22 protein-coding genes are annotated in these 24,263 nt (G+C 37.2%); 10 read left to right on the top strand and 12 right to left on the bottom strand.

Going from position 1 to position 24,263, the window contains the following annotated elements:
* Positions 1-58: 58 nt before the first annotated feature.
* From Q0X66_RS13100 to Q0X66_RS13090, 3 genes are read right to left on the bottom strand one after another with little or no spacing between them, the layout of a single operon-like run.
* The gene (locus tag Q0X66_RS13100; RefSeq protein WP_297707094.1) at positions 59-718 is read right to left on the bottom strand and encodes an SCO family protein; all 660 of its coding nucleotides are present in this window, start codon (positions 716-718) and stop codon (positions 59-61) included.
* A gap of 55 nt (positions 719-773) precedes the next feature.
* Positions 774-2,504, bottom strand: coding sequence for a hypothetical protein (locus Q0X66_RS13095; protein WP_297707092.1), 1,731 nt, complete (start codon positions 2,502-2,504; stop codon positions 774-776).
* Positions 2,505-2,557: 53 nt separating this feature from the next.
* The gene (locus Q0X66_RS13090; protein ID WP_297707090.1) at positions 2,558-4,237 is read right to left on the bottom strand and encodes a tetratricopeptide repeat protein; all 1,680 of its coding nucleotides are present in this window, start codon (positions 4,235-4,237) and stop codon (positions 2,558-2,560) included.
* Positions 4,238-4,726: 489 nt separating this feature from the next.
* Here Q0X66_RS13090 and Q0X66_RS13085 point away from each other — a divergent pair, with 489 nt between their 5' ends.
* Entirely contained in the window at positions 4,727-5,335 is a 609-nt protein-coding gene (locus Q0X66_RS13085; protein WP_297707089.1) for a trimeric intracellular cation channel family protein, read from the top strand.
* Here Q0X66_RS13085 and Q0X66_RS13080 read toward each other — a convergent pair whose 3' ends face one another.
* Positions 5,336-6,055, bottom strand: a complete 720-nt coding sequence (locus tag Q0X66_RS13080) for a peptidylprolyl isomerase (protein ID WP_297707087.1) — start codon at positions 6,053-6,055, stop codon at positions 5,336-5,338.
* On the opposite strand from Q0X66_RS13080, the gene Q0X66_RS13075 reads away from it, so the two are divergent.
* Together Q0X66_RS13075 and Q0X66_RS13070 are read left to right on the top strand one after the other, a co-directional pair.
* Positions 6,054-6,695, top strand: a complete 642-nt coding sequence (locus tag Q0X66_RS13075) for a CoA pyrophosphatase (protein ID WP_297707086.1) — start codon at positions 6,054-6,056, stop codon at positions 6,693-6,695. The genes Q0X66_RS13080 and Q0X66_RS13075 overlap by 2 nt on opposite strands.
* Before the next feature lie 25 nt (positions 6,696-6,720).
* On the top strand, positions 6,721-7,524 hold the full coding sequence (locus Q0X66_RS13070) for a 1-acyl-sn-glycerol-3-phosphate acyltransferase (protein ID WP_297707085.1): 804 nt from the start codon (positions 6,721-6,723) through the stop codon (positions 7,522-7,524).
* On the opposite strand, the gene Q0X66_RS13065 is transcribed toward Q0X66_RS13070, so the two are convergent.
* From Q0X66_RS13065 to Q0X66_RS13055, 3 genes are all read right to left on the bottom strand, one after another.
* Positions 7,521-8,165 carry a hypothetical protein gene (locus Q0X66_RS13065; protein WP_297707084.1) on the bottom strand — a complete coding sequence of 215 codons (645 nt, stop codon included), beginning with the start codon at positions 8,163-8,165 and terminating at the stop codon, positions 7,521-7,523. The genes Q0X66_RS13070 and Q0X66_RS13065 overlap by 4 nt on opposite strands.
* A 4-nt stretch (positions 8,166-8,169) precedes the next feature.
* Positions 8,170-8,664: a sigma-70 family RNA polymerase sigma factor gene (locus tag Q0X66_RS13060; RefSeq protein WP_297707081.1), complete on the bottom strand. Its 495-nt coding sequence runs from the start codon at positions 8,662-8,664 to the stop codon at positions 8,170-8,172.
* Between the two features lie 156 nt (positions 8,665-8,820).
* Positions 8,821-9,720 (bottom strand): site-specific tyrosine recombinase, encoded by a 900-nt coding sequence (locus Q0X66_RS13055; protein WP_297707080.1) that lies wholly within the window; start codon positions 9,718-9,720, stop codon positions 8,821-8,823.
* A 206-nt stretch (positions 9,721-9,926) separates the two neighbouring features.
* On the opposite strand from Q0X66_RS13055, the gene aroQ reads away from it, so the two are divergent.
* Positions 9,927-10,340 (top strand): type II 3-dehydroquinate dehydratase, encoded by a 414-nt coding sequence (aroQ, locus tag Q0X66_RS13050; protein WP_297707079.1) that lies wholly within the window; start codon positions 9,927-9,929, stop codon positions 10,338-10,340.
* Here the strand turns inward: aroQ and Q0X66_RS13045 are convergent.
* From Q0X66_RS13045 to Q0X66_RS13025, 5 genes are all read right to left on the bottom strand, one after another.
* The gene (locus Q0X66_RS13045) at positions 10,335-10,622 is read right to left on the bottom strand and encodes a DUF3817 domain-containing protein (protein WP_297707107.1); all 288 of its coding nucleotides are present in this window, start codon (positions 10,620-10,622) and stop codon (positions 10,335-10,337) included. The genes aroQ and Q0X66_RS13045 overlap by 6 nt on opposite strands.
* Positions 10,623-10,645: 23 nt before the next feature.
* Entirely contained in the window at positions 10,646-12,037 is a 1,392-nt protein-coding gene (gene lpdA / locus Q0X66_RS13040) for a dihydrolipoyl dehydrogenase (RefSeq protein WP_297707077.1), read from the bottom strand.
* Positions 12,038-12,187: 150 nt separating this feature from the next.
* Complete coding sequence (locus tag Q0X66_RS13035) at positions 12,188-12,652, bottom strand: DUF1572 family protein (protein ID WP_366938700.1); 465 nt, start codon at positions 12,650-12,652, stop codon at positions 12,188-12,190.
* Positions 12,653-12,706: 54 nt separating this feature from the next.
* Positions 12,707-13,207, bottom strand: coding sequence for a peptide-methionine (R)-S-oxide reductase MsrB (gene msrB / locus Q0X66_RS13030; RefSeq protein WP_297707075.1), 501 nt, complete (start codon positions 13,205-13,207; stop codon positions 12,707-12,709).
* Positions 13,208-13,340: 133 nt separating this feature from the next.
* Positions 13,341-13,895, bottom strand: coding sequence for a collagen-like protein (locus tag Q0X66_RS13025; protein ID WP_297707073.1), 555 nt, complete (start codon positions 13,893-13,895; stop codon positions 13,341-13,343).
* A gap of 224 nt (positions 13,896-14,119) precedes the next feature.
* On the opposite strand from Q0X66_RS13025, the gene Q0X66_RS13020 reads away from it, so the two are divergent.
* From Q0X66_RS13020 to Q0X66_RS12995, 6 genes are all read left to right on the top strand, one after another.
* The gene (locus Q0X66_RS13020; RefSeq protein WP_366938699.1) at positions 14,120-15,943 is read left to right on the top strand and encodes a maltotransferase domain-containing protein; all 1,824 of its coding nucleotides are present in this window, start codon (positions 14,120-14,122) and stop codon (positions 15,941-15,943) included.
* A 2-nt stretch (positions 15,944-15,945) separates the two neighbouring features.
* On the top strand, positions 15,946-17,580 hold the full coding sequence (locus Q0X66_RS13015) for a trehalose synthase (protein WP_297707071.1): 1,635 nt from the start codon (positions 15,946-15,948) through the stop codon (positions 17,578-17,580).
* A 10-nt stretch (positions 17,581-17,590) separates the two neighbouring features.
* On the top strand, positions 17,591-19,486 hold the full coding sequence (glgB, locus tag Q0X66_RS13010; protein ID WP_297707069.1) for a 1,4-alpha-glucan branching protein GlgB: 1,896 nt from the start codon (positions 17,591-17,593) through the stop codon (positions 19,484-19,486).
* A 100-nt stretch (positions 19,487-19,586) separates the two neighbouring features.
* On the top strand, positions 19,587-21,986 hold the full coding sequence (locus Q0X66_RS13005; protein WP_297707067.1) for a glycoside hydrolase family 31 protein: 2,400 nt from the start codon (positions 19,587-19,589) through the stop codon (positions 21,984-21,986).
* A gap of 34 nt (positions 21,987-22,020) precedes the next feature.
* Positions 22,021-22,836, top strand: a complete 816-nt coding sequence (locus Q0X66_RS13000; protein ID WP_297707065.1) for a M48 family metallopeptidase — start codon at positions 22,021-22,023, stop codon at positions 22,834-22,836.
* 72 nt (positions 22,837-22,908) lie between these two features.
* Complete coding sequence (locus Q0X66_RS12995) at positions 22,909-24,249, top strand: MFS transporter (RefSeq protein WP_297707063.1); 1,341 nt, start codon at positions 22,909-22,911, stop codon at positions 24,247-24,249.
* The last annotated feature ends 14 nt before the right edge of the window (positions 24,250-24,263 follow it).

The raw sequence follows: 24,263 nt of genomic DNA, 5'->3' as shown, positions 1-24,263 counted from the left end.
AATGCACTTAATTTTAATGATTTCACTAGGACATATTACAATTTACCAAAAATGCCCATTAATTCTTCAAGATTCTGATGTCCTTAATTAAACGTTTTATCTCGTCATCTTTAGTACCGTCATAGATACCTCTTATTTGCTTCTTTTTATCGACAAGTACAAAATTTGGAGTATGGATAAAGTCCTGTAAACCTCCATCGCCTTGATCAACTACTGCGAAATAACTTTTACGCGCTAGTTCATAAATATGCTTTTTTTTGCCTGTAGTAATATTCCATTTAGCATCAACAGCACCATTTTTAGAGGCATAATCATATAGAACCGGCACACTGTCCATTTCCGGAGTAACGGAAAGCGATAACAATTTAACATCCTTATCATTCAAAAATTCAATTTGTAATTTCTCCATATTATTCGTCATTACAGGACATACAGTGAGACAGCGTGTAAAGAAGAAATCGGCTACATAGATTTTGCCTTCATAATCCATCTCTGTTATTGTATCCCCGTTTTGATTGATAAGGCTAAATGGACCAACAATATGGTCAGTTTTCACACCTTGAAGACTCTGGTCTACTAATGCAGGATTTAAATCTGAAGGATTATAAACTGCCGGTTGTTCTTCCTTCAACAAATAGGAAAAAAAAATCAACAAGGATGTTAGTACTAGAAATATAATTATTCCTTTCCTTAAATGCGGATTTTTAAAAAATTCCATCTGCAATGATGCGTTTTTATGAACTTAATCTAATGGACTTCTACTTCTGCTGTTTTCAGAGTACCGAAGTATCTATTTCAATATCAGCATTTTCCCATGCTTTGTCATATTCGGCTTTAATTAGTGTTGCCTCATCCATTTTGCCCTGAGCTAACAGACTTTTATACAAGCCCATAAGCGACCATCCGTTTTGCCTTAAGACTTCCAGGTCCTCTTTGTAAATAATTTCAGCCTCATTGTATTTTTTGGCTTTTAGTAAAATGGCGCCCAGGTTTTGGCGTGTTGGTACATGCCATGCAGCAGGCTCGGTATAGACTAATTTATCTTCCAGGGATACTGCATTTTGTAAATGTTCAATTGCTTTTGGTAGGTTGCCATTTAGTGATGCCAATTCTCCGGCAACTACCTCATATGCTAAACGCGCTATGGAAGCGGAGTTATTATTGGCTGTAGCCACAAGGTTTTCCAGATCCGGATCTCCTTTAAGTATTGCTATAGCATCCAGTTCTTCCAGAGCTTCTTTTGCGTTATTTTTTCGGACAAAGGCAATTCCTCTTGCATAATGCCTCATGAGATTTACATGCTTAATCTCCGGATTTGGAGCTGGTATAGTCAATATCTCATTCCATTTTCCAAAACGAACATAGGCCAACATTGGCGTAGATGCAAAATCCTGTAAAAAAGGAAGTGTTATTAATTCCCCGGTGGGTACTTTTTCAGCCGTTTTCTTCGCTGCATCAATAGCTATCTCGCTGGCGCCCAATAAACTTGCGGCAGACCATAGGAAATGGATATTATGCGGGTAATAACCCAAGGGATAAAGTCCCTGGGAATAACACTGAGAAATATAATCCTCATCCGCCAAAATAGCGGCCTGATTAATTTTAACAGCATCAAGATAGCGGCCAACTCTTATATAAATATGAGAGGGCATATGAACAATATGGCCTGCTGCAGGCATCAGAGAAGCCAATCTATCAGCACTGGGTACCGCTAGGTCTGGTGTTGGTAATTCTACCATATGAATATAATAGTGATGTGCTCCCGGATTATCAGGATTAATTTCCATAGCCTTTTCCAATGCGGCCTTTGCTTCGGCAATATTTGGCGATGGATTACCATCTTTATCCCAATAATTCCAGGGTACCGTATTCATTACTGAAGCAGCATATAAAGTTTGAACATTTGAGTCTTCCGGAAATTGCTTTACTACTTCGGTCATGGCATTCATATATGCCATATTCAATTCTGACACATCTGTAGTAAGGTCTGTACTGTATCTGGATGTAAGTGCATTAATTAAAGCCTGTTCTTTCGGACTTGCCGCAGAAGCCATTTTTTTAGCTTTTGCGAGTGCCTCATTATATTTCTCTTTGCGCTCGTCCGGAGGCAATTGATCATTTATGTTAGGCCCCAGTGCATAGGCTTGTCCCCAGTAGGTCATAGCCGAATTCGGATCCAGCCTGGACGCTTCCATAAAGGAGCGGTGTGCTTCTGCATGATTAAAGGCATAGGTTAGTCTTAAACCCTGATTAAAAAAAGTTTGCGCCATTTCTTTGGATGTAGTAATAGGAAAACTAAGATTTCCAAGGTTTTCAAATAAAGGCGAAATCTGTTGTGTAGTGTCCACACCGCTTAACAAATATTTAGCGACGGTACATTTGATAGCGTAAAAGGAGGCCTTTTGTGAATTGTCCAGGTTTTGGCCACTTTCTTGACCTGGCAAAAAATATACTAGTGCGAGCAGACCAATTGCGATAATGATAAGGCCGGATTTTATTTTCATAATAATATTCTTAATAGTTGTTGATTGTATTTTGTAATCATATTGTCGGGATTTTACCCGATATGTTGTTGAATAAATGTTGCTGCTTCCTCCACTTCAGGTCTATCGCTTCGGGATGATTCCGCCAGTTTTAAAAGATCTTCAAAATACTTGGATGCTTTTTCCTGATCACCAAATCGTTTTGCTGCCACCGCTGCCCCATAGGTTCCGTTGAAGCGATTAGGATTCACACTTAGATTTTTCTCATACACTTCCAAAGCTTCTTGTGGTTTGTTCATGGCCAGTAACATTTCTGCCAAAAATTCTCGGGCCGGTATCAATTTACCAGGTGTAATACCATGCACTCCTATGATATCTTCCATTTCTACAGCCTCTTTTAATAGTGTGATACCCGAATCTTGTTGTTCACTATAAAAATGTAACCAGCCTTGTACTATTTTCATTTGGATTAATACTTGGTTTGCATTAGCCTCATTTCCACTATCCATTATTTGTTGCCTTAATGCGCTAAGGATTTCCAATTCTTCTCTGGCAGCACTGAAGTTTTTTAGATGTAGAGAACCGATAGCTCTTGTAAAATGAAGTAAAGAACTTTGCCATGGAAATTGATCCCATTTCACCTCCGATTCATGAAATTCAAGATTAGCCGCGACATCCCATTGTCCGTTTTCCAGGGCAATTCTTGCAGGTACAGCAGCAAAGGGATACGCAATAGCAGCAATATTTGAAGGGTACACATCGTAAATTGTTTTCATGTATTGGTATTGTTCATTTGCTTTTACATTATCGCCTTTTTGTAAATAAGCATATACCAAATAACCCATGGCATGAAGCTCGTTAGACCAGTGACCATCCATTCCACTTGCCTCGGCATAACATCGCGCAGAAGACGCCGAACTTACATTTGATTGTATAGATTCATCCCATAATCCCAAACGTGTAAAGATATGGGAAGGCATATGCTGAGCGTGTGAAGAGGCCGGTGCGATATCCGCATATCTTCTTGCCGTAGTTAAAGCTAAATGAGCCAATTCCGGGTAATCATAATTATGTATGATATAATGGGCTATTCCGGGATGGTTGGGTTGGTCTATAAATAATTTTTCAAGAATCTTACCTGATTTTTTTTGATTCTTGTAGCTCCTATCCTTACGATCTGCAGATGCTCTTAAAGCTAAAGCATAAAAAACGGCCGCTTCATTGTCGTCGGTGTATTTGTTATAAAGCTTTTCCATTTTCTTTTCATACAATAATGCCCTTGTATTTTGATCAACCGTATCCCAATCTTTATAATATATACTTATAGCATCCAAATAATCCTTTTCTCTTTCCCCTTTTGGAATTTTACTTGCAATATCCAGAAGTTTTGATCCTTTTTCTAAGTAACTATTATCAGACTGATACCATAATGAATGGACAATGCTCATGGCCACTCCCCAATAGGCCATGGCACATTCCGGATCTGCATCCAATACCTGGACAAACGCTTTTTCAGCCTCTTCATATTCAAAGGAATGTAATAAGGATACTGCCAGATCAAAAGTCTCCCGGGTATCATAATTACAGGATAGGGAAAAGCTCACCTCCCCGAATTGTTCTGAACTACATAAAATGAGTTCACCTCTGAGCAGATTAATAGATGCCAATTCAGGATTCGACTTATTTTTACAATTGATGAAGCTAAAAAAACTAAGAATAAATAAGCTTATCCACAGAGTGTATTGAGTTTTCATTGTAATACAAGTTTTATACATAGGGGGCATACGTACATGAAGAAAGTGAATAGATGCACTGTAAAACGCCATGCAACTTCCTTTAAAGATAGCAAATTAATAATATGTGAGAACAGCTCAAAAGTAAAACTGTATAGTTAGTTCCAATCTACACTTAAATGGTACTTGGGAAAGTATGGATGCCAATGAGAAATATTTTCGTAAATCCTCTTTATTCCTTTAGAATTACAGAGAATTTTTACCGTTTATGACTTTCAGTATATTGTTCTTTCAACAAGTCTCGCCCAAAATCATTTGTAAGATCCCTTACTGTGGTATGCACATGATGGGCATTATTTTGCGCTTAAAGCCCAATGATTTAAGCTTAAGTAATCTTACAATATTATTGTCATATTTACAAAATCAATTCTTTTATAGCCAACTGTCTTGGCTAAGTTTATTTTTATAGTTTTAACACTTATAATAGGAGTTTTCTAAAAAGAAGGAATTATGTTTTACTTTCTAATGGATCTTTTGGGCACTGTGGCCTTTGCTATATCTGGTGTACTTGTAGCTATGGATAAGCGCCTTGACCTATTCGGGGTATTTATTATTGCCTTCGTCACCGCTATAGGAGGTGGTACTCTTAGAGATTTACTAATAGGCAATACTCCTGTGGCCTGGATGCTTGAATCTACATACATAATTACGATTATTGGGACTGTTATTCTGGCTATTATTTTTAGAGAAAAACTTAGATTTTTAAGAAAATCATTATTTCTTTTTGATACTTTAGGTATTGGATTGTATACAATGGTTGGAATAGAAAAGGGTCTAAATGCCAACCTGCTTCCTGTTATGTGTATTATTTTGGGTACAATTACAGCTAGTTTTGGAGGTGTTATCAGAGATATATTATGCAATGAAATACCGGTTATTTTTCGCAAAGAGATATATGCTACGGCTTGCGTGTTAGGCGGTCTCAGCTACTTCCTGCTCAGAAAGTTACCTTTAGATGATGAGTACGTCTATTTGGCGTCTATTCTAATTGTTATTGGTATTCGTTTAGTTGCAGTAAAATACAAAATTGCCCTTCCCGGTATATATAAGACTCATTAATCACTCAACAATTTCTGCCTTTAGAATGTTGATATTTTGCATGGGCCAGTCACCACTATCTACTGGTTGCTGGTTTATTTTATCAACCACATCCATACCACTAATAACTTTTCCAAAAGGTGTAAAATCACCATCTAAATGGTAGGAACCCGGTTTTGTCACAACAATAAAAAATTCATAAGGAGAGGCTAGCATATGCGGATTATCTATTTCACTACTGGGCATTGAAATTGTTCCTCTATGATGCTTATAACCTTTTCTTGTATCAGGGGGTAGAAGGTATCTGCCAATTTCTTTGCGCTTTCGGGCGGTTTCCACGTTGTCTGCATTACCTCCCTGAATGATAAAATCTTTTACAACCCTGTGGAACATGGTATTGTCAAAATACCCTTTTCTGGTCAGGTAAATAAAGTTTGCCTTGTGATAAGGTACATTATCATATAATTGTACTGTGAAATTACCCAAACTGGTAGTCAGCTTTACTTTTGTTGTTTTTAGATTTTTTTGGTAATCAAAAAAGAAGTCTATGGCATTTTCTTCGGTGAGTACAAATGTTTCCTTTTCTTTAATATCAGTTATTGAATCGGTTATAACAGAATCTGTTTTAACTGCTTTCGATTTTTCTGCTTTAGAGTTAGAGTCAGGGCTGGGTGATTGCTTGCATGAACCAAAAAAAAATAGTGGTATTATTGCAAGGAAGGTAATTTTTATATGCGACATGAACTATATTGATTTTGCACTACAGGTAGCAAAAATAAAAAATCTACCCCTTCCGGGGGCATCTTCGCACTATAAAATGGCTCCGCAAATTCGTATTGAGGAGTTAAAGGCCTTAGAAAGGAAGAACACAAATCCCAAAAAGGCAGGTGTTGTTGCTTTATTTTATCCTGATGAAAGGCAGTTAACAAATCTATTGCTCATTTTGCGAAATTCTTATCCCGGGGTTCATTCCAATCAGATTGGATTTCCCGGTGGGAAATCGGAAAAAAAGGATAAAGATTTACTTGCCACAGCTTTACGGGAGACTCATGAAGAAGTGGGTGTAAGGCCCGAGGATGTTCGGATAATCAAGTCTTTAAGCGAAATTTACATACCGCCAAGTAATTTTGAGGTACGGCCTTATATTGGTTTATACAATAAAAGACAAGCATTTGTAAAGCAGGATGATGAAGTAGAAGAATTGGTTGAGGTGCCTTTGCTTGATTTTATGGATGATTCTAAAATGATCACTCAGATTTTGACAACTTCCTATGCCGAAAATATTGAGGTACCTGCCTTTAAATTAAAGGGTTATACCGTTTGGGGAGCAACGGCTATGATGCTTAGTGAAATCAAAGAACTTTTCAAACAGGTGTTATAAGGCATATTTTGTAGTTTTGTAAACTATGACGTTATTTAAGGAAAATCCGTTTGGACACATTTTATTTCTAAAGAAGTGGTTAATCCGCAGTTTAGGACTTATTACCCATCAGCGCTACAAAGGTTTTAATACGCTTGAAATAGAAGGTTCTGAAATAATCCGCAATCTTCCCGAAAAAAATGTTTTGTTTGTGAGTAATCACCAGACCTATTTTGCGGACGTGGTTGCTATGTTCCATGTATTTAATGCCAGTTTACACGGAAGGGATGATTCCATAAAAAATATAGGGTACCTGTGGAACCCAAAATTGAATATCTACTATGTTGCCGCTGCAGAGACCATGCGCAAAAGCCTCCTGACAAAAATGTTTGCGTATGTAGGTTCTGTAAGTATAGACCGAACCTGGCGAGCGGAAGGAAAAGATGTGAACCGACAAGTTAAAATGAGTGATATTTCGAATATTGGAATGGCACTGAATGATGGTTGGGTCATCACTTTTCCTCAGGGGACAACTACTCCATGGAAACCTCTTCGAAAAGGGACCGCACATATTATTAAAAGATACAAACCTGTGGTAGTACCTGTGGTTATAGATGGTTTCAGGAGATCGTTTGATAAAAAAGGGTTACTTATTAAGAAAAAGGGGATTCTACAGTCATTGGTTATTAAAGAACCATTAGAGATTGATTATGAAAATGAGTCGGTTGATTCAATCATTGAAAAATTGGAATATGCAATTGAACAACATCCGTCATTTCTCAAGGTAATACCTGAAAAGGAGTTATTGGCATATGAAGAAAAGAATAAAGAACGCAGATGGAGAAGTTAAACTTCCAGCTTCTTTAATTCAGTATAGTTTTTTCGAAGTCTGCTGAGAAGTATTCCATAGAGCAATTTATAAAAAAACCAGATCAACATAAGAACAATGGTAATAGCTACGAGGACCATTCCAGTAAGCATTACCCAAAAAAGCGTTTCATTTCCTGCCTGAGAAGCGGCTTCTGCAATTTTTTCACTATTCAAACCATAGTTAAGATTACCATACAGACTTACAATTAAATAAGCTACAAATATTCCTATGTTAAACCATACATATTGGGTGACTGTTCTTTTAACATTCAGGATGGTTTTCATTAATTTTTTTGAAGATTCCGTTAAGGATATGAGTTTGTAATTGGTATAAAATTTATAAATAAAATAAATTAGTACGATATAATTTATCACTGTCAGGGTGGATGTAATTTCATAGATATGCCATGTCTTTTCGAGCTCCAGTGATTCCTTACTATAGGAAATTAAATTGAGCACCGCCCAAAAGACAAATTCGATTATACTTATGTAAAAAATCCATTTTACAGTGGATGACGACTTCTTTTTAATCATCCTGTAAATTTCGTCATATGACAATTTAGGATGGTGTTCCTCCTTCTTTTGCCAATCCTTCTTTAGTAATTCTAATTCATCCATCATAATCTTAGGGATTAAGTATGGTTCTAAGTTTATTTTTAACGCGGTTCATTTTTACCCTGGCATTCACCTCACTAATTCCCAATGTCTCAGAAATTTCCCGGTAATCTTTGTCTTCCAGGTAAAGAAAAACCAATGCTTTTTCAATATCTCCCAACTGTCGTACTGCTTTATACATTAACTGTAGTTGTTGTTCTTCAGTGGCATCATATTCGTCTGTTTTAATTCTAAACATCACAGAATCAAAATCCTGTGTTTTTATACTTTTTTTGGATTTTCTGTACAGTGTAATAGCTGTATTTAAAGCTACTCTGTACATCCATGTACTGAATTTAGAATCTCCTCTGAATTTCGGGTAAGCTTTCCATAGCTGTATGGTTATTTCCTGAAAAAGATCGTTATGAGCATCCCTGTTTGTTGTGTATAAACTACATACCTTGTGAACAATATTTTGATTGTTCTCAAGTTCTGTAACAAATTTGTGTTCCAGTTCTTTGTTCACGCTTCGGGTTGGTAGTAAATTAACTATTAGTAGGTTTTATTTCCGGATTGTTACATGCTTTCACATAAAATGTAAACATATTTTTTCCGGAACAAATGAAATACTTCATCTAAAGATTTAAAACCATTGATTATAAAGGAAAAGAGAAGATAGTAATTAGTTTTGTCTTGGATGAAATTTGTTAACCACTTCAGCCAGATGTGTTCTGTCTAAATGCATATATACTTCCGTAGTGGTAATACTTTCGTGGCCCAACATTTGCTGGATAGAGCGCAAGTCGGCGCCATTTTCCAATAAATGTGTAGCAAATGAATGTCTGAAGGTATGCGGGCTAATACTTTTTGAAAGACCAATTTTGATAGCCAGTTGTTTGATGATAGTAAAAAGCATAGCACGGGTAAGTTGCTTTCCTCTTCGATTGAGAAATAGAATATCTTCAAATCCCTTTTGAATTAGTTGATGACTGCGAACCTGTTTGTGGTAGATGTTGATATATTTTTTATTTACATCACTTATTGGAACAAAACGCTGTTTATCTCCCTTTCCGGTCACTTTAATAAAATCTTCTTCAAAAAATAGATCGGATATCCTGAGTCCGGTCAATTCTGAGACCCTTAGCCCGCATCCATAGAGTGTTTCCAACATGGCTCTGTTACGCTCACCTTCGGGTTTAGATAAATCAATAGCGTTAATAAGACTGTTTATTTCCTCTGTAGAAAGTGTATCTGGCAGTTTTCGGCCTATTTTGGGAGATTCTATTAAATCTAAAGGAGTATCCCTTCGGTAATCTTCAAAAACTAAATAATTAAAAAAACTTTTTAATCCGGAAATTATGCGGGCCTGAGATCTTGGCCCCACCTCTTTGGCCACTTCATAGATAAAGAGTTGCAAGGTTTCACGATCCAGGGATATAGGAGTTTTATCTATTCCATTATTTTTCAGGAATAATTTTAATTTTTCAACATCCCTTATATAATTGCTAATGGAATTAGTCGCTAAACCTCTTTCTATCTTTAAATAGTATTCAAAATCTGTTATGGCCTTATTCCAATTCATAGTATAAAGATATTGCTTGTTTCTTTTAATTTTATGATTAGAGTTTTTTTATCCTGCTGATTAAGAATTACAGCTTGCTAAAGAAACGGGTTTAACCAGTTTTGATATACGAGTAAATCAACGGAATAACTAGCTAGAACAACATTAAAAACGAAGTGTATTTCATGTGCTTTTTTTGCACTATACATTTTATTACTTTTAGCCTTATGAAAATTATTATTATAAACGGCCCAAACCTTAACCTTCTGGGAAAAAGAGAACCTGAAGTCTATGGCAGTACAACCTTTGATTCCTACTTTGCAGAACTTCAGTCAAAATTTAGTGAACTACAGCTGGAATATTATCAATCCAATATAGAAGGAGAACTCATAGATAAAATACAGGAAGTTGGTTTTTCCTATGACGGGATCATACTTAACGCAGCTGCTTATACCCATACTTCTGTGGGTTTGGGTGATGTTGTAAAAGCAATTAATACTCCTGTGGTTGAAGTTCATATTTCTAATACTCACAAACGTGAGGACTTCAGACATGTCTCCTATATCTCTTCCGGTGCCAAAGGGGTTATTTTGGGTTTTGGATTGAAAAGTTATGAACTTGCAATCCGAAGTTTTTTATAGTGATGAAAGAGGTTTGAGATATTTCTCGTCCATGTAGAAAGTACCAAAAGGCAGAAGAGAAGCCAACACAAGCATGACAATTTTTTTAGGAGCTATTTTCCTTTCCATAGCAAAGGTTAAACCAAAAATCATATAAGCTATAAACAAAAAGCCATGTATATAACCAATATAAACATTAGGTTCAGTGATGTTTGCCCAATATTTCAAGGGCATACTAAAACTAAATAAAAGCAAATAGGAAATACCTTCCAGAATCGCGCTAACTCGAAATGTTTTAAGCATCAAAATCTAATGAATTTTCTTTGTTAGAGGTGTATAACTTCACCATAGGCCTCTGCGACAGCTTCCATTACTGCTTCACTCATCGTAGGGTGTGGGTGAACTGCCTTCAGGATTTCATGACCAGTTGTTTCTAATTTCCGTGCAACCACGGCCTCCGCAATCATATCTGTTACACCGGCACCTATCATATGGCAACCTAACCATTCGCCATATTTTGCATCAAAAATCACTTTTACAAAACCATCGGCATTCCCCGAAGCTTGTGCTTTACCACTTGCAGAAAAAGGGAATTTACCAACTTTGAGTTCATAGCCTTTTTCTATAGCTTGTTTCTCTGTGAGGCCAACAGACGCAATTTCCGGCATGCAGTAGGTACAACCGGGAATATTCCCATAATCTAGCGGTTCTACGTGCATTCCGGCTATTTTTTCCACACAAAGTATACCCTCGGCAGAAGCAACATGTGCAAGTGCCTGACCGGCGGTAACATCGCCAATGGCATAATAACCCGGGATGTTGGTTAAGTAGAAATCATTTACAAGAATTTTATCTCTATCGGTAGCTATACCTACTTCTTCCAGGCCAATATTTTCAATATTTGATTTAATGCCCACTGCAGAAAGCACTATATCGGCTTCAAGAATTTCTTCTCCTTTGAGGGTTTTTACGGTAGCTTTAACTCCTTCTCCGGAGGTGTCAACATGAGTAACTTCAGATGAGGTTTTAATTTTGACTCCAGCTTTCTTGAAACTGCGTTCCAATTGTTTCGAAACCTCTTCGTCTTCTACGGGAACAATATTTGGTAAAAATTCAACAACCGTTACGTCGGTCCCCATAGCATTATAGAAATAGGCAAATTCAATTCCTATGGCGCCACTTCCCACAACTATCATTTTCTTGGGTTGTTTCTCCAAAGTCATAGCCTTGCGGTAACCAATAATTTTTTTCCCATCCTGAGGTAAAGCCGGCAGTTCCCTGCTTCTGGCTCCTGTGGCAATAATTATATGTTCTGCACTATACTCTGTATCCTTACCTTCTGTATCTGTAACAACTACCTTCTTTCCGGGGGCCAATTTTCCAAAACCATTAATAACTTCAATTTTATTTTTCTTCATAAGAAATTGAACCCCTTTGCTCATTCCATCAGCCACATTTCTGCTTCGTTTTACAACTGCATCAAAGTCTTTATCTACTCCATCTACCTTTAGCCCGTAATCTGCGGCATGTTGTAAATATTCAAATACCTGGGCCGATTTTAATAAGGCCTTGGTAGGGATACATCCCCAATTTAAACATACACCACCCAGATTCTCTTTTTCTATAATAGCAGTTTTAAATCCAAGTTGTGATGCTCTTATTGCGGTTACATAACCTCCAGGTCCACTCCCTAAAACAATAATATCGAATTTGCCCATTCCAGTATTTTTTGTGATTCAGATTTATGAGGTCGCAAAGTTACAAAACCAAATTGAAAGCTTAGAAACTTCGTTAAGAATCTTAAATTAATCTTTGAATTTTACTTTGTTAAATGCTTTTGATTCGCCTTTAGGAATGGAAAGTGACACTCAGTTTTCACCCTTAATAGTCTTAACAAGTAGTACTATTTGACCAATGTGATAGGAATAATGGGCTAATTGCCTGTTTAAGGCCTGTGTAAGCGTGTGAGGTTCGTTTCTTATTTTAATTTTATTTTCAAAATTCTCCGGATTTAGTTGTTTAAGGGCATCAAAAAAGCAGTTCCAACCTCTTTCCCAGGCAACAAGCATTTCCTTTTTTGTCTTGTATGACGCTTCAAATTCCGAGTCCCTGTGTCTCCATTTTTTTTCACCATCCTCCATAAGAAAGTTAGTCCACCTGCTAAGCATATTCCCTGATAAATGCTTTACCAGTATCGCAATGCTGTTACCGGAACTATCATATTTCCAATGAATTTCTGAAGCCTCCAGTTGCATAAAAGTATTGTCAACAAGGGATTTATAGCGCTTGCATTCAAATAATAAACTATTGATGTAATCTGTCTGTAGTTTCATATTTTACTTTGCCTGGATGAAAACCTATAATAGTTGTATTTAACAGATTGTGGTCTATTGCGCTTCAGGCACAAACTGTAAGGCTGCTCCGTTAATACAATGTCTCAGTCCGGTGGTTTCCCGGGGGCCGTCCTCAAATACATGGCCAAGGTGGCCACCACAAACTGCACAATGCTCTTCGGTTCTTTTATACCCAATTTTGTAGTCTACATCAAACGCTACGTTCCCCTCAATTTCTCTGTCGAAACTTGGCCAGCCCGTACCCGAATCAAATTTATGTTCGCTGTTAAATAAAGCTGTTCCACATCCTGCGCAGACATATGTCCCTGCCATTTTATTTTTTAAGAACTCACTGGATCCGGCATTTTCAGTACCGGCTTTTCTGAGAATATAAAATTGCATTTCTGTAAGTTCTTTACGCCATTCCTGTTCAGATTTCACTACTTTAAATGCTTCTGTTTGTTCTTCCCCTTCCACAGTAACTACTTCTTTTTCCTGTGAAACCCCTTTGCATCCCATGGAAATCAAAAGGATAATGCATACATACTTTTTCATACTAATTTAATTTTTCTTTTTCTATTTATTTGACTGTTTTTAACTCAAAACCTTTCAAAGTTAAGGATAACTTCATAAAAAAATCCCCGCATTAATATTGCGGGGATAATTTTTCTTTAATTTATAGATGCTACTACAATTGTATTCTGCTAATATCTATTTCCCTTATGTTTAAGCTGCTCATAACTTCCCCAATATTCGAAGTATCCATTTTAGCGGATTGGGCAAATTCAGCCGGCACAATGGCTATTCTAAACACTTGATTATCTGTATATTCGGGGGTAAGGGTTCCAAGGTCAAAATCTGATTCTAAAAAGACACTTACATCCAGAAATGTAAAGTCATAATTGTATTGAAGCAATCCTTGGGCTAAAATACGAGTTTGAGGCAATAACCGCCAGATATCGAGGGGTTCTCCATTACCATCTTCCGCAACATCCCATAAAATGTAAACTAATACAACATCAGATTCGAAAACTTCTATTGTCTGTGGAAATTCATAAAATAGAGAATATTCATTTCCGGCATCAAAAGTGCCTTCAATCTCAAGGACCTGTCCTAAAATATTAACCCCGTCCGCGCCGTTTAAACCATCAAAACCAGGAGGTCCAGGAGGTCCTATCGGCCCTTCACAGGACAGAATAATTAAAGCTAAAAATGCGCCAAAAAGTAGTTTGATATTTTTCATAATTGTAAATGTTTAATGATTAATATTTCAAGTCTGTATTTTTAATTCTTTAAAATTTTACATATTGTCTTAACCCAGGAAACAAAAAGCGTTCCAAAAATAGATTATACTAAAGGATTATCTTGTAATTCGGCAAAAATTGAGGCTATTGGGTAATGTATTTCAGATAATTTCCTATTTTTAACAAAAACCCAACTAACTAATTATTATGTTAAGACAACAACGTGGATGGACATGATATAATCCAGGCAGAACTACAATACAAACACTCATCCGAGAAATCATTTAAAACTGCACGTATGGAACACCTTGGCAACGATGTCCATAGGGTTTCCTTTAAAGTACTCAAGCAGGGCTTTTATATTTACAGAATTTCAGCATGGGTAGATCATGCTCAAAACTGGCAACATGGTATTGAGGCCAAGTTAAAAGATAATCAGCAGGTTAACAGTGAACTTCTAGACGGTGTTCAACATTTGCAAACCTTGTCAAATAAGATAAATTCTGCTGATAAGAAGTATATAGATGATTTAATTGAATCTTTTCAAAATGAAGATTTATATGAAAATGTTGTTAAACAGGCTATTTCAGATAAACTACATAAGTTATTTGTTAAATATCCAAATCGTGTTTTGGCTAATACCAGTGAGGACCTTCAGGTTTATGTGGACAGGCTTAAAGCAAATTTCAGTACCTGGTACGAATTTTTTCCAAGGTCATCTTCCCCTGTGAATGGAAAACATGGCTCTTTTAATGATTGCCAGCGATTACTGCCTAAAATAGCTGATATGGGCTTCGATGTACTTTATTTACCCCCGATACACCCAATTGGTGAAGTTAACAGAAAAGGAAAAAACAATACTACAAATGCCCAGGAAGGAGATTCTGGGGTGCCATGGGCAATAGGTTCTAAGCTTGGAGGACATAAGGAAATACATCCGGAACTGGGTACCGAGGAAGACTTTAAAAGTCTTATGAAAAAAGCTAAAGAACTGGATTTGGAAATTGCATTGGATTTGGCTTTTCAGGCAGCACCTGATCACCCGTACATATCCAGTAATCCGGAATGGTTCAGAAAAAGACCGGACGGTACTATCCAGTATGCCGAGAATCCACCTAAAAAATATCAGGATATAGTAAACTTCCATTTTGAATCTCCGGCATTTAAAGAACTTTGGTCAGAACTGTTGTCGGTGACGCTAAAATGGGTTGGACTGGGAGTACAAATATTTCGGGTAGACAATCCTCATACCAAACCATATTATTTTTGGAATTGGTTAATTGCTGAGGTTAAAAAGAAACATCCCGATGTACTTTTTTTAGCGGAAGCCTTTTCCAGACCTAAGGTGATGCAGCAGTTGGCCAAGCAGGGATTTTCGCAGTCATACACTTATTTTACATGGAGGGTTCACAAGCACGAAATCATAGAATATATACAGGAGTTGACCCAAACAGAGATGAAGGAATATTACCGTCCAAATTTTTGGCCTAATACTCCGGATATTAACCCATATCATCTGCAAGGGGCTAATGAGGCCATGCATATTGCCCGTTATGCTCTGGCGGCGACTTTATGTGGTAATATTGGAATATACGGGCCAGTTTTTGAGTATATGATTTCTGATGCCATGCCAGGAAAAGAAGAGTATCTGAATTCAGAAAAATATGAGGTGAAATTTTGGGATTGGTCTATTAAAAATAAATTAATCCTAATCATTACTCGTTTAAACCAGGCCAGGAAAAATCATGAAGCATTACAACAAACCAACAATATCAGGTTTTGCAATATTGAGAATCACCATCTATTGGCATTCTATAAATGGAACGAAGATAAATCGGATGAAGTTTTGGTTGTAATTAATCTTGACTCGCATTATTCGCAACGAGGAATGCTGCAACTTCCCATTGGCGACTTATCCCTTAATATTGAACAAGGGGTTACCGTGCATGATCTTGTCACGGACAATAGTTATCTTTGGTATGATGAGTGGAATTTTGTAGAATTACACCCAGCATTGCCATTTCATTTGTTTCATATTAAAAATTAAGAATGTCCAAGAAAAAGCAGGATTCTATTCTACAGCCTCCCTACTCATTTAAGGTAGCCTGGGAAAATTTGTTGGATGATAAGAAATTTATTAAAGTATTTCTTTCCGATGTCCTTGAGGCCTATGTGGTAAATCAACGATGGTATGGGGGTAAAGCGAGTAAACTAAAGTATATTGAGCTTCGGGAATATTTTAGGATACAGCAGAAGGGTGAAGTATATTATGGATTATTGCTCGAAGTGAACTTTGAAGAAGCATTTTACCAGCACTATTTTTTACCCATTGCGTTTGTTACAGACGAGAATTTTGCTGAAAAAGAAAGAATTCTGCCATTAAGTATTAACGGACAAGAGGGTTTTATTATAGATGCGATAAATCTTGAAGCTTTCAGGAAGTTAGTTTTTGAGCGTATTGTCAACGCAGAACCAAATGATACTACCCGTGTGAGGTACCATAAAAGCCTGGAATTTCATGATACTGTTTATGAATCATCGCGTTTTATGGGTCTTGAACAGAGTAATACTTCTGTAATAATCAATGATAAATCTGTTATTAAGTTCTTCAGAAGGATATATGCAGATAAAAATCCCGATTTTGAAATGAGTCAGTTCCTTTCGGAGCGCAAAGGGTACAAAAATACGCCGGCATATCAGGGTAGCATAAGTATCCTGGACGCAGATAATGTGAACGTTACCATAGCCCTAATGCAGGAAATGGTTCCCAATCAGGGGGACGCATGGGATTTTATGTTGAAAGAATTACATAATATTTTTAGTAACCTTGAAAATAAGGGGATAAACGTTCATCAGTTACCTCAAACGGAATTGTTTGAAAGATTAAATATAAGAGACGTTCCACCTGAAATTATTGATTGGGCGGGATTGAATATTTTCCTGAAACTTCAGGTACTTGCACGGAGAACTGCTGAGATGCATATTGCATTAGGGTCAGAGTTTGAAGACACTGCATTCACACCCACTCATTTTAATGGAGATTACGAGGTATGGTTAAAGAATAGATTGCTCTACCAATTTCAAAATAGATTAAATACTGTTGAAAATAACCTTCACCGTTTGGAAGGTTTATCACTCGACCTGGCCAAGGAGTTTTTGGAGCGGAAAAATGAGATTAGAAAACGCTTCGTAACCTTTGACTGGACCAAACTCAAAGGAGAAAGGATTCGCGTTCACGGAGATTATCACCTGGGACAAGTCTTGGTTCAGGATGATGATTTTTATTTGCTTGATTTTGAAGGAGAGCCAGAGAGCACAATTAGAGACAGGAAGGTAAAGCAGCCTCCTTTAAAAGATATAGCAGGTCTTTTCCGGTCATTTCATTACGCGGTTTATGCAACAATTTTCAACCATATGGAGGAATATGCATATTCACAGGAAGATCTTTTTCTGGCGGGTGAGATTTTGTATCGTTATTTTATTGGAGTCTTTCTGGAGACCTATGCCAGCCTTATACAGGAACATAATATAAATATCGGTTATCGCCAGGAGCGAATATTTCTTTTAGAGTATTGCATGCTTGAAAAGGCAGTTTACGAATTGGGATATGAAATGAATTCAAGACCCAGATGGGCCGTGATACCATTGCAGGGTATTATGAGTATTATTAACGAACCTAACTAACAACATAATTATGGGCAGTGTAATTCCCTATAGCTTATTATCAGACTTTGATATCAATCTTTTTAAAGCGGGTAAGCATTACCGGCTTTACAATCATTTGGGTTCACATCCTGTGAAACATAAGGGTAAGAAGGGGACATATTTTGCCGTTTGGGCCCCTACGGCCAAATCGGTTTCCGTAATTGGTGATTTTAATTACTGGGTAGAAGGAGAGCATCAGCTTAATGTGAGATGGGATGAAAGTGGTATTTGGGAAGGGTTTATTCCGGGAGTAGAACAAGGTGCTTTGTATAAGTATAAAATACATTCAAATAATAACGATATAAAAACTGAGAAAGCAGACCCTTTTGCAAGATTTTGCCAACATCCACCTAATACAGCCTCTGTAGTATGGGATAATACTTATAAATGGAAAGATAAGAACTGGATGGATACGCGTGAGACCAAAAATGCTTTAGATAAACCGTATTCTGTATATGAAGTTCATCTTGGATCCTGGAAACGTACTAAAGAGAATGAATTTATGTCTTATGTAGATCTGGCAGAAGATCTGGTCAAATACTTAAAGGAAATGAATTTTACGCATGTAGAATTCATGCCGATTATGGAATATCCGTATGATCCTTCATGGGGCTATCAGCTTACGGGCTATTTTGCACCTACATCCAGATTTGGTAAACCAGAAGATTTTAAATTCCTGGTTGATAAACTTCATCAAAATGATATTGGAGTCATCCTGGATTGGGTACCTTCCCATTTTCCTGAAGATGCCCATGGGTTAGGATTTTTTGACGGTTCCAGCCTGTATGAGAATCCCGACAGAAGAAGAGGATATCATCCGGATTGGAAAAGTTTGATATTTAATTATGGCAGAAACGAAGTACGTGCATTTCTTATAAGTAATGCCAACTTTTGGCTGGATCAGTATCACGCAGATGGTCTTCGTGTAGACGCGGTCGCATCAATGTTATATTTAGATTATTCTCGTGAAGAAGGCGAGTGGGAGCCAAATATTTATGGGAACAATGAGAATCTTGAAGCTATATCGTTTATCCGCGAACTCAATCAGGAGGTGTATAGCAGTTTTAAAGGGATTCAAACCATCGCCGAGGAATCTACTTCCTTTTCCATGGTCTCAAAGCCAGTAAGTATAGGAGGACTGGGATTTGGAATGAAGTGGATGATGGGTTGGATGCATGATACCCTGGAATACTTTAAAAAAGAGCCTATTTACAGAATGCACCACCAAAATGACCTTACATTTAGCATGACCTATGCCTTTACTGAAAACTTTATGCTGCCTTTTTCCCATGATGAGGTAGTATATGGAAAGCAGTCTTTATTATATAAAATGCCGGGAGATGAATGGCAAAGATTCGCTAATTTAAGATTGCTTTTTGGATATATGTTTACCCATCCCGGAACTAACCTCATATTTATGGGGGCAGAGTTTGGGCAGTCTTCCGAATGGAATTTTCAGCAAAGCCTCGATTGGCATTTGTTAAAATATGATTTTCACTCTGGTATTCAGGAGTTGGTAAAGGACCTAAATAAGCTTTATCGTTCATCACCTGCTCTTTATGAAAAACAATTCAGCCCTGAAGGATTTCAGTGGATTGATTACGGAGATTATGACAATTCTGTACTTACATATATCCGCCGCGGTCACGATCCTAAAAATGACCTAATTATAGCCTGTAATTTCACTCCGGTCACAAGAGAAGGATACCGAATAGGAATTCCAAAAAAGAGAACTTTAAAGGAGGTTTTTAATAGTGATGCCAAAAAATATGGTGGAAGCGGAAGTAAAAATACCGGCATAAAAGTTTCCAAAACCCCATGGCATGGTCATAAAACTTCTGTTGAAATTACAATTCCACCACTTGGGATGGTTGTTTTCCAATAAATATAGCCAACTATAACGTTATAGTTCATAATTGGTTGTAATATCGTTTTTCTATTAAAAGTTAAAGTCTTTTTTTTGTGGGTCTCTAAAATTTCCCTTTATGATTACCAATACAGAATTAGAATACAAAGGCAATTTATACCCGAACAGTATTGTAGAATTTAAGCGCGATTCAGATAAATTTTATTTTACTTCAGAGAATGGTGTTGTGCTCGAGATAACGGTACTGCGCAATAGCGCTATACGATTCAGATATGCTACAGAGGAAGTTTTTCAACCAGATTTTTCATATGCAATAAGTCCCGATGCCAGCAGGGGTTATAACAAGCTTGAATACAAAGAAACCAAAACAGAATATTTAATTTTTACTTCTAAGATTATCGTTCTGGTTGATAAGAAAACCATGCGAACCCAGATTTCAGATTTAGAAGGGAAAATTATAAATGAGGATGAACTTGGTTTTCACTGGGAGGAGAATTACGAATTTGGGGGTAATTCGGTAAAGATGAGCAAAATCACTCAAACTGCCGAAAGCTTTTACGGAATGGGCGATAAGGCCACACACTCCAATCTAAAAGGGAAAAGGGTAAGCAATTGGGTTACAGATTCATATGCATATACTAAAGATCAGGATCCGTTGTATAAGGCAATTCCTTTTTTTGTTGGACTTCACAATAATATTGCCTACGGGATATTTTTTGACAATACATTTGAAACTCATTTCGATTTTGCTCATGAAAGAAGAAATATAACCAGTTTCTGGGCAGACGGTGGAGAAATGAATTACTACTTTTTTTATGGCCCTGAAATGTCCAAAGTAGTAAAAGCATATACAGATTTAACCGGAACACCGGAAATCCCACCACTATGGGCATTGGGCTTTCATCAATCTAAATGGAGTTATTTTCCGGAGAGCAATGTTAAGAAAATTGCCAGGAAATTCAGATCCCTTAAAATTCCCTGTGATGCTATCTATCTCGATATAGACTATATGGATGGATTTCGTTGTTTTACCTGGGACAAGAAAAAATTTCCTGATCCTAAAGCCATGATTCAGGATCTATATAAAGACGGCTTTAAAACTGTGGTCATGATAGATCCGGGAATAAAGGTAGATAAAGACTATTGGGTTTATCAGGAAGCTTTGGAGAATGATTATTTCTGTAAAAGGGGAGATGGCCCTATAATGCGCGGTAAAGTTTGGCCGGGAGCATGTAGTTTTCCTGATTTTACGAATCCAAAGGTTAGAAAATGGTGGGCAGGACTCTATAAAGAACTAATAGCGGAAACGGGGGTCCATGCCGTATGGAATGATATGAATGAACCTGCGATAATGGAAGTTCCATCAAAAACAGCCCCTTTAGATACCAGACACGATTTTGATGGTCATCGTTGTAGTCATAGAAAGGCTCATAATATTTATGGCACTCAAATGGTAAGGGCGACCTATGAAGGTGTTAAAAAATATGTTTACCCCAAACGACCTTTTGTTATAACGAGGGCTGCATATGCAGGCGCCCAGCGTTTTAGCTCAACCTGGACAGGTGATAATGTTGCTACCTGGGAACATTTGTGGATTGCCAATGTACAGGTACAAAGAATGTGTATGAGTGGTATGTCCTTTACTGGTTCAGACATAGGAGGATTTGCAGAACAACCCAACGGGGAACTTTTTGCCAGATGGATACAATTGGGTGTCTTTCATCCCTTTTTCCGAGTGCATTCAAGTGGAGACCACGGGGATCAGGAACCCTGGTCATTTGATAAGGAAGTGACTAATATAGTAAGGAAGTTTATTGAATTAAGATACCAACTTCTTCCTTATCTGTATACCATGTTTTGGAAATATTCCAAGGAAAACATACCCATGCTTAAACCCTTGGTGTATTATGATCAGGAAGATTTGCAAACTCATTTTAGAACTGATGAGTTTATATTTGGGGATCAAATATTAGTCTGTCCAATACAGGAACCAAACGCAATGGGAAGAAGAATGTACATTCCTAAAGGAAAATGGCATAACTTTTGGACTGGTGAGGTTGTAGAAGGAGGAATGGAGAAATGGGTTGCCGCGGATATTGATAAGATTCCAATTTTTATAAAAGAAGGAGCAATAATTCCCAAATACCCTGTCCAGCAGTATGTTGGTGAAAAAGTTATAGAAGAATTGATCCTGGATGTATACTTTAAGTATGGTATTGAAAATTCGTCAGTTTATGAGGATGAACAGGATGGCTATGAGTACACCAAAGGAAATTATAGCTTAAGGAATTTTAAATTGAATGGTAAGAAAAATGAATTGATAATCCAGCAGTTTAAAAATGGGGCTTTTATTACTTCATACAACTCATTTAAAATTAATCTGATTGATTTACCATTTAATATTAAAGAGATAGAGATAGATAATGAAATAGTTCCGATTAAAAAATTAAAGCCAAATGGTACTAATACAATACATGTAACAAAAGAATTTACAGTATTGCACATAATAGGGAAATAAATATTTTGTATTTTAATACTTGATAATCAATAAAATGAGCACTAAAAAGTTTTTACTGGTATCCATATTATTACTGGGAATTGCCTCCTGTAAAGTAAACCCCTTTACAGGACAAAAAGTATTGAACTTTTATCCCAACAGTCAGATTTTTCCAATGGCCTTCTCACAATACGATGATTTTATTGGACAAAATAATGTCCTGGAGAATACATCTGAGGCAAAAATGATAACCAGGGTAGGACAGAAAATTTCTTCTGCCGCTGAAAGATGGTTATCGGCAAATGGATATCCCGGTTATCTAAAGGATTACCGTTGGGAGTATAATTTAGTAAAAGACACACTTATAAATGCCTGGTGCATGCCTGGCGGAAAAATTGTGTTTTATACCGGTATTCTGCCTATTTGCCAGGGAGAAACAGGAGTTGCAGTTGTAATGGGCCATGAGGTGGCTCATGCCTTGGCAGATCATGGCGCACAGAGAATGAGTGCAGGCACCTTGCAGCAACTCGGAGCAGTAGCCGGAAATATTGCGATCCAGGACGATAAAACAAGAAATGTATTTAACCAGGCATATGGAATTGGTTCTTCTGTTGGTCTTATGCTACCTTTTAGCCGTAGTCATGAAACAGAAGCAGATAGAATAGGGCTTCAGATTATGGCCATCGCAGGCTATAATCCGGATGAGGCCGCTGAACTGTGGAAACGAATGAAGGCAAATGCAGGAGGTAATGCACCACCGGAATTTTTAAGTACCCACCCTTCTAATGAGACCAGGATTGCCAATTTAACGCAATGGGCTCCTTTGGCAAAACAGGAAGCTCAGAAGTTTGGCGTGACTTCATTTCAATAGGCTATTTAAAATAGTGATTCCTCTAATAGTTGTATATTCGAAGCTGCTCATATAGAGCAGTTTTTTTATTTTATGGCCAGAACTTTTGCAATAAAAGGGAGTAAGAAACTATTAAATGCCTGGGCATTTTATGATTGGGCTAATTCTGTATATAGCCTGGTAATTGCTTCCGCCATTTTTCCAATTTTTTATGGAGCCTTGTTTAGAGTTGCAGATATTGAGAAAGTATCGGTTTTTGGCGGTGAAATTGCCAGAGCTCCATTAATAAGTTATCTTACATCAGCAGCTTTTTTATTCATTGCTTTAATCACACCACTAATATCAGGTATTGCAGATTATTTAGGTAATAAGAAAATCTTTATGAAATTTTTTTGTTATCTCGGTGGAATTTCCTGTATAGGGCTATACTGGTTTTCATTAGAAAATATTTATTTAGGCCTGGTCTGCTACTTTTTTGGTCTTGTAGGCTTCTGGGTAAGTTTTGCAATTAATAATTCCTACCTCCCGGATATTGCCTTCCCGGAACAACAGGATAGAATAAGTGCCAAAGGATTCTCCATGGGTTATATTGGAAGCGTTATTTTACTTCTATTAAACCTGGCCATGGTAATGAAACCAGATATTTTTGGGATAGAGAGCGATGCATCTGAAGTAGCAGAGATTAAAGCCATGAAATATTCATTCGTCACAGTGGGTATTTGGTGGATTTTATTCAGTCAATATAGCTTCTATTACCTGCCTCAAGGGGTTAAGCGGACCGGGGTTCGTAAAAATATTATTTTCAATGGATTTAAGGAATTAAAAGGAGTATGGCATCAATTAGGGGATGAGATAAAACTAAAACGATATCTGGTAGCATTTTTTGTATATAGTATGGCTGTTCAGACAGTTATGTTGATTGCCACTTATTTTGGAGAACAGGAGATTAACTGGGGTTCAGATAGTGAACGTACCACAGGATTAATTGTCAGCATTCTGGTGATTCAGTTGGTAGCTATATTTGGAGCAACTATGACTGCAAGAGCGTCAAAAAGATTTGGAAATATAAAAACGCTTATGGTCATTAATGTATTATGGGTATTTATCTGTATATATGCGTATTTCTTAATTACTCCAACAGATTTCTATATTGCTGCAGGTTGTGTGGGAATTGTCATGGGCGGTATACAGGCATTGTCGAGATCTACCTATTCTAAGTTTATCCCTGAAACAACCGATACAGCTTCTTTTTTTAGTTTTTACGATGTTGCGGAAAAACTAGGGATTGTAATTGGCACTTTTTTGTACGGGTTTATTGCTCAGTTTACCGGAAGCATGCGAAATGCAACCATATTCCTGGGACTTTTTTTTCTAAGCGGATTGTTTTTACTGTCCAGGGTAAATAAAAACCCTGACGTTTCCGCCAGGGTATGATTGTTGTTCGTTTT

The sequence above is a fragment of the uncultured Eudoraea sp. genome (genome assembly GCF_947260015.1).
Lineage (GTDB): Bacteria > Bacteroidota > Bacteroidia > Flavobacteriales > Flavobacteriaceae > Eudoraea.
This window is presented reverse-complemented; position numbering and strand designations above follow the sequence as displayed.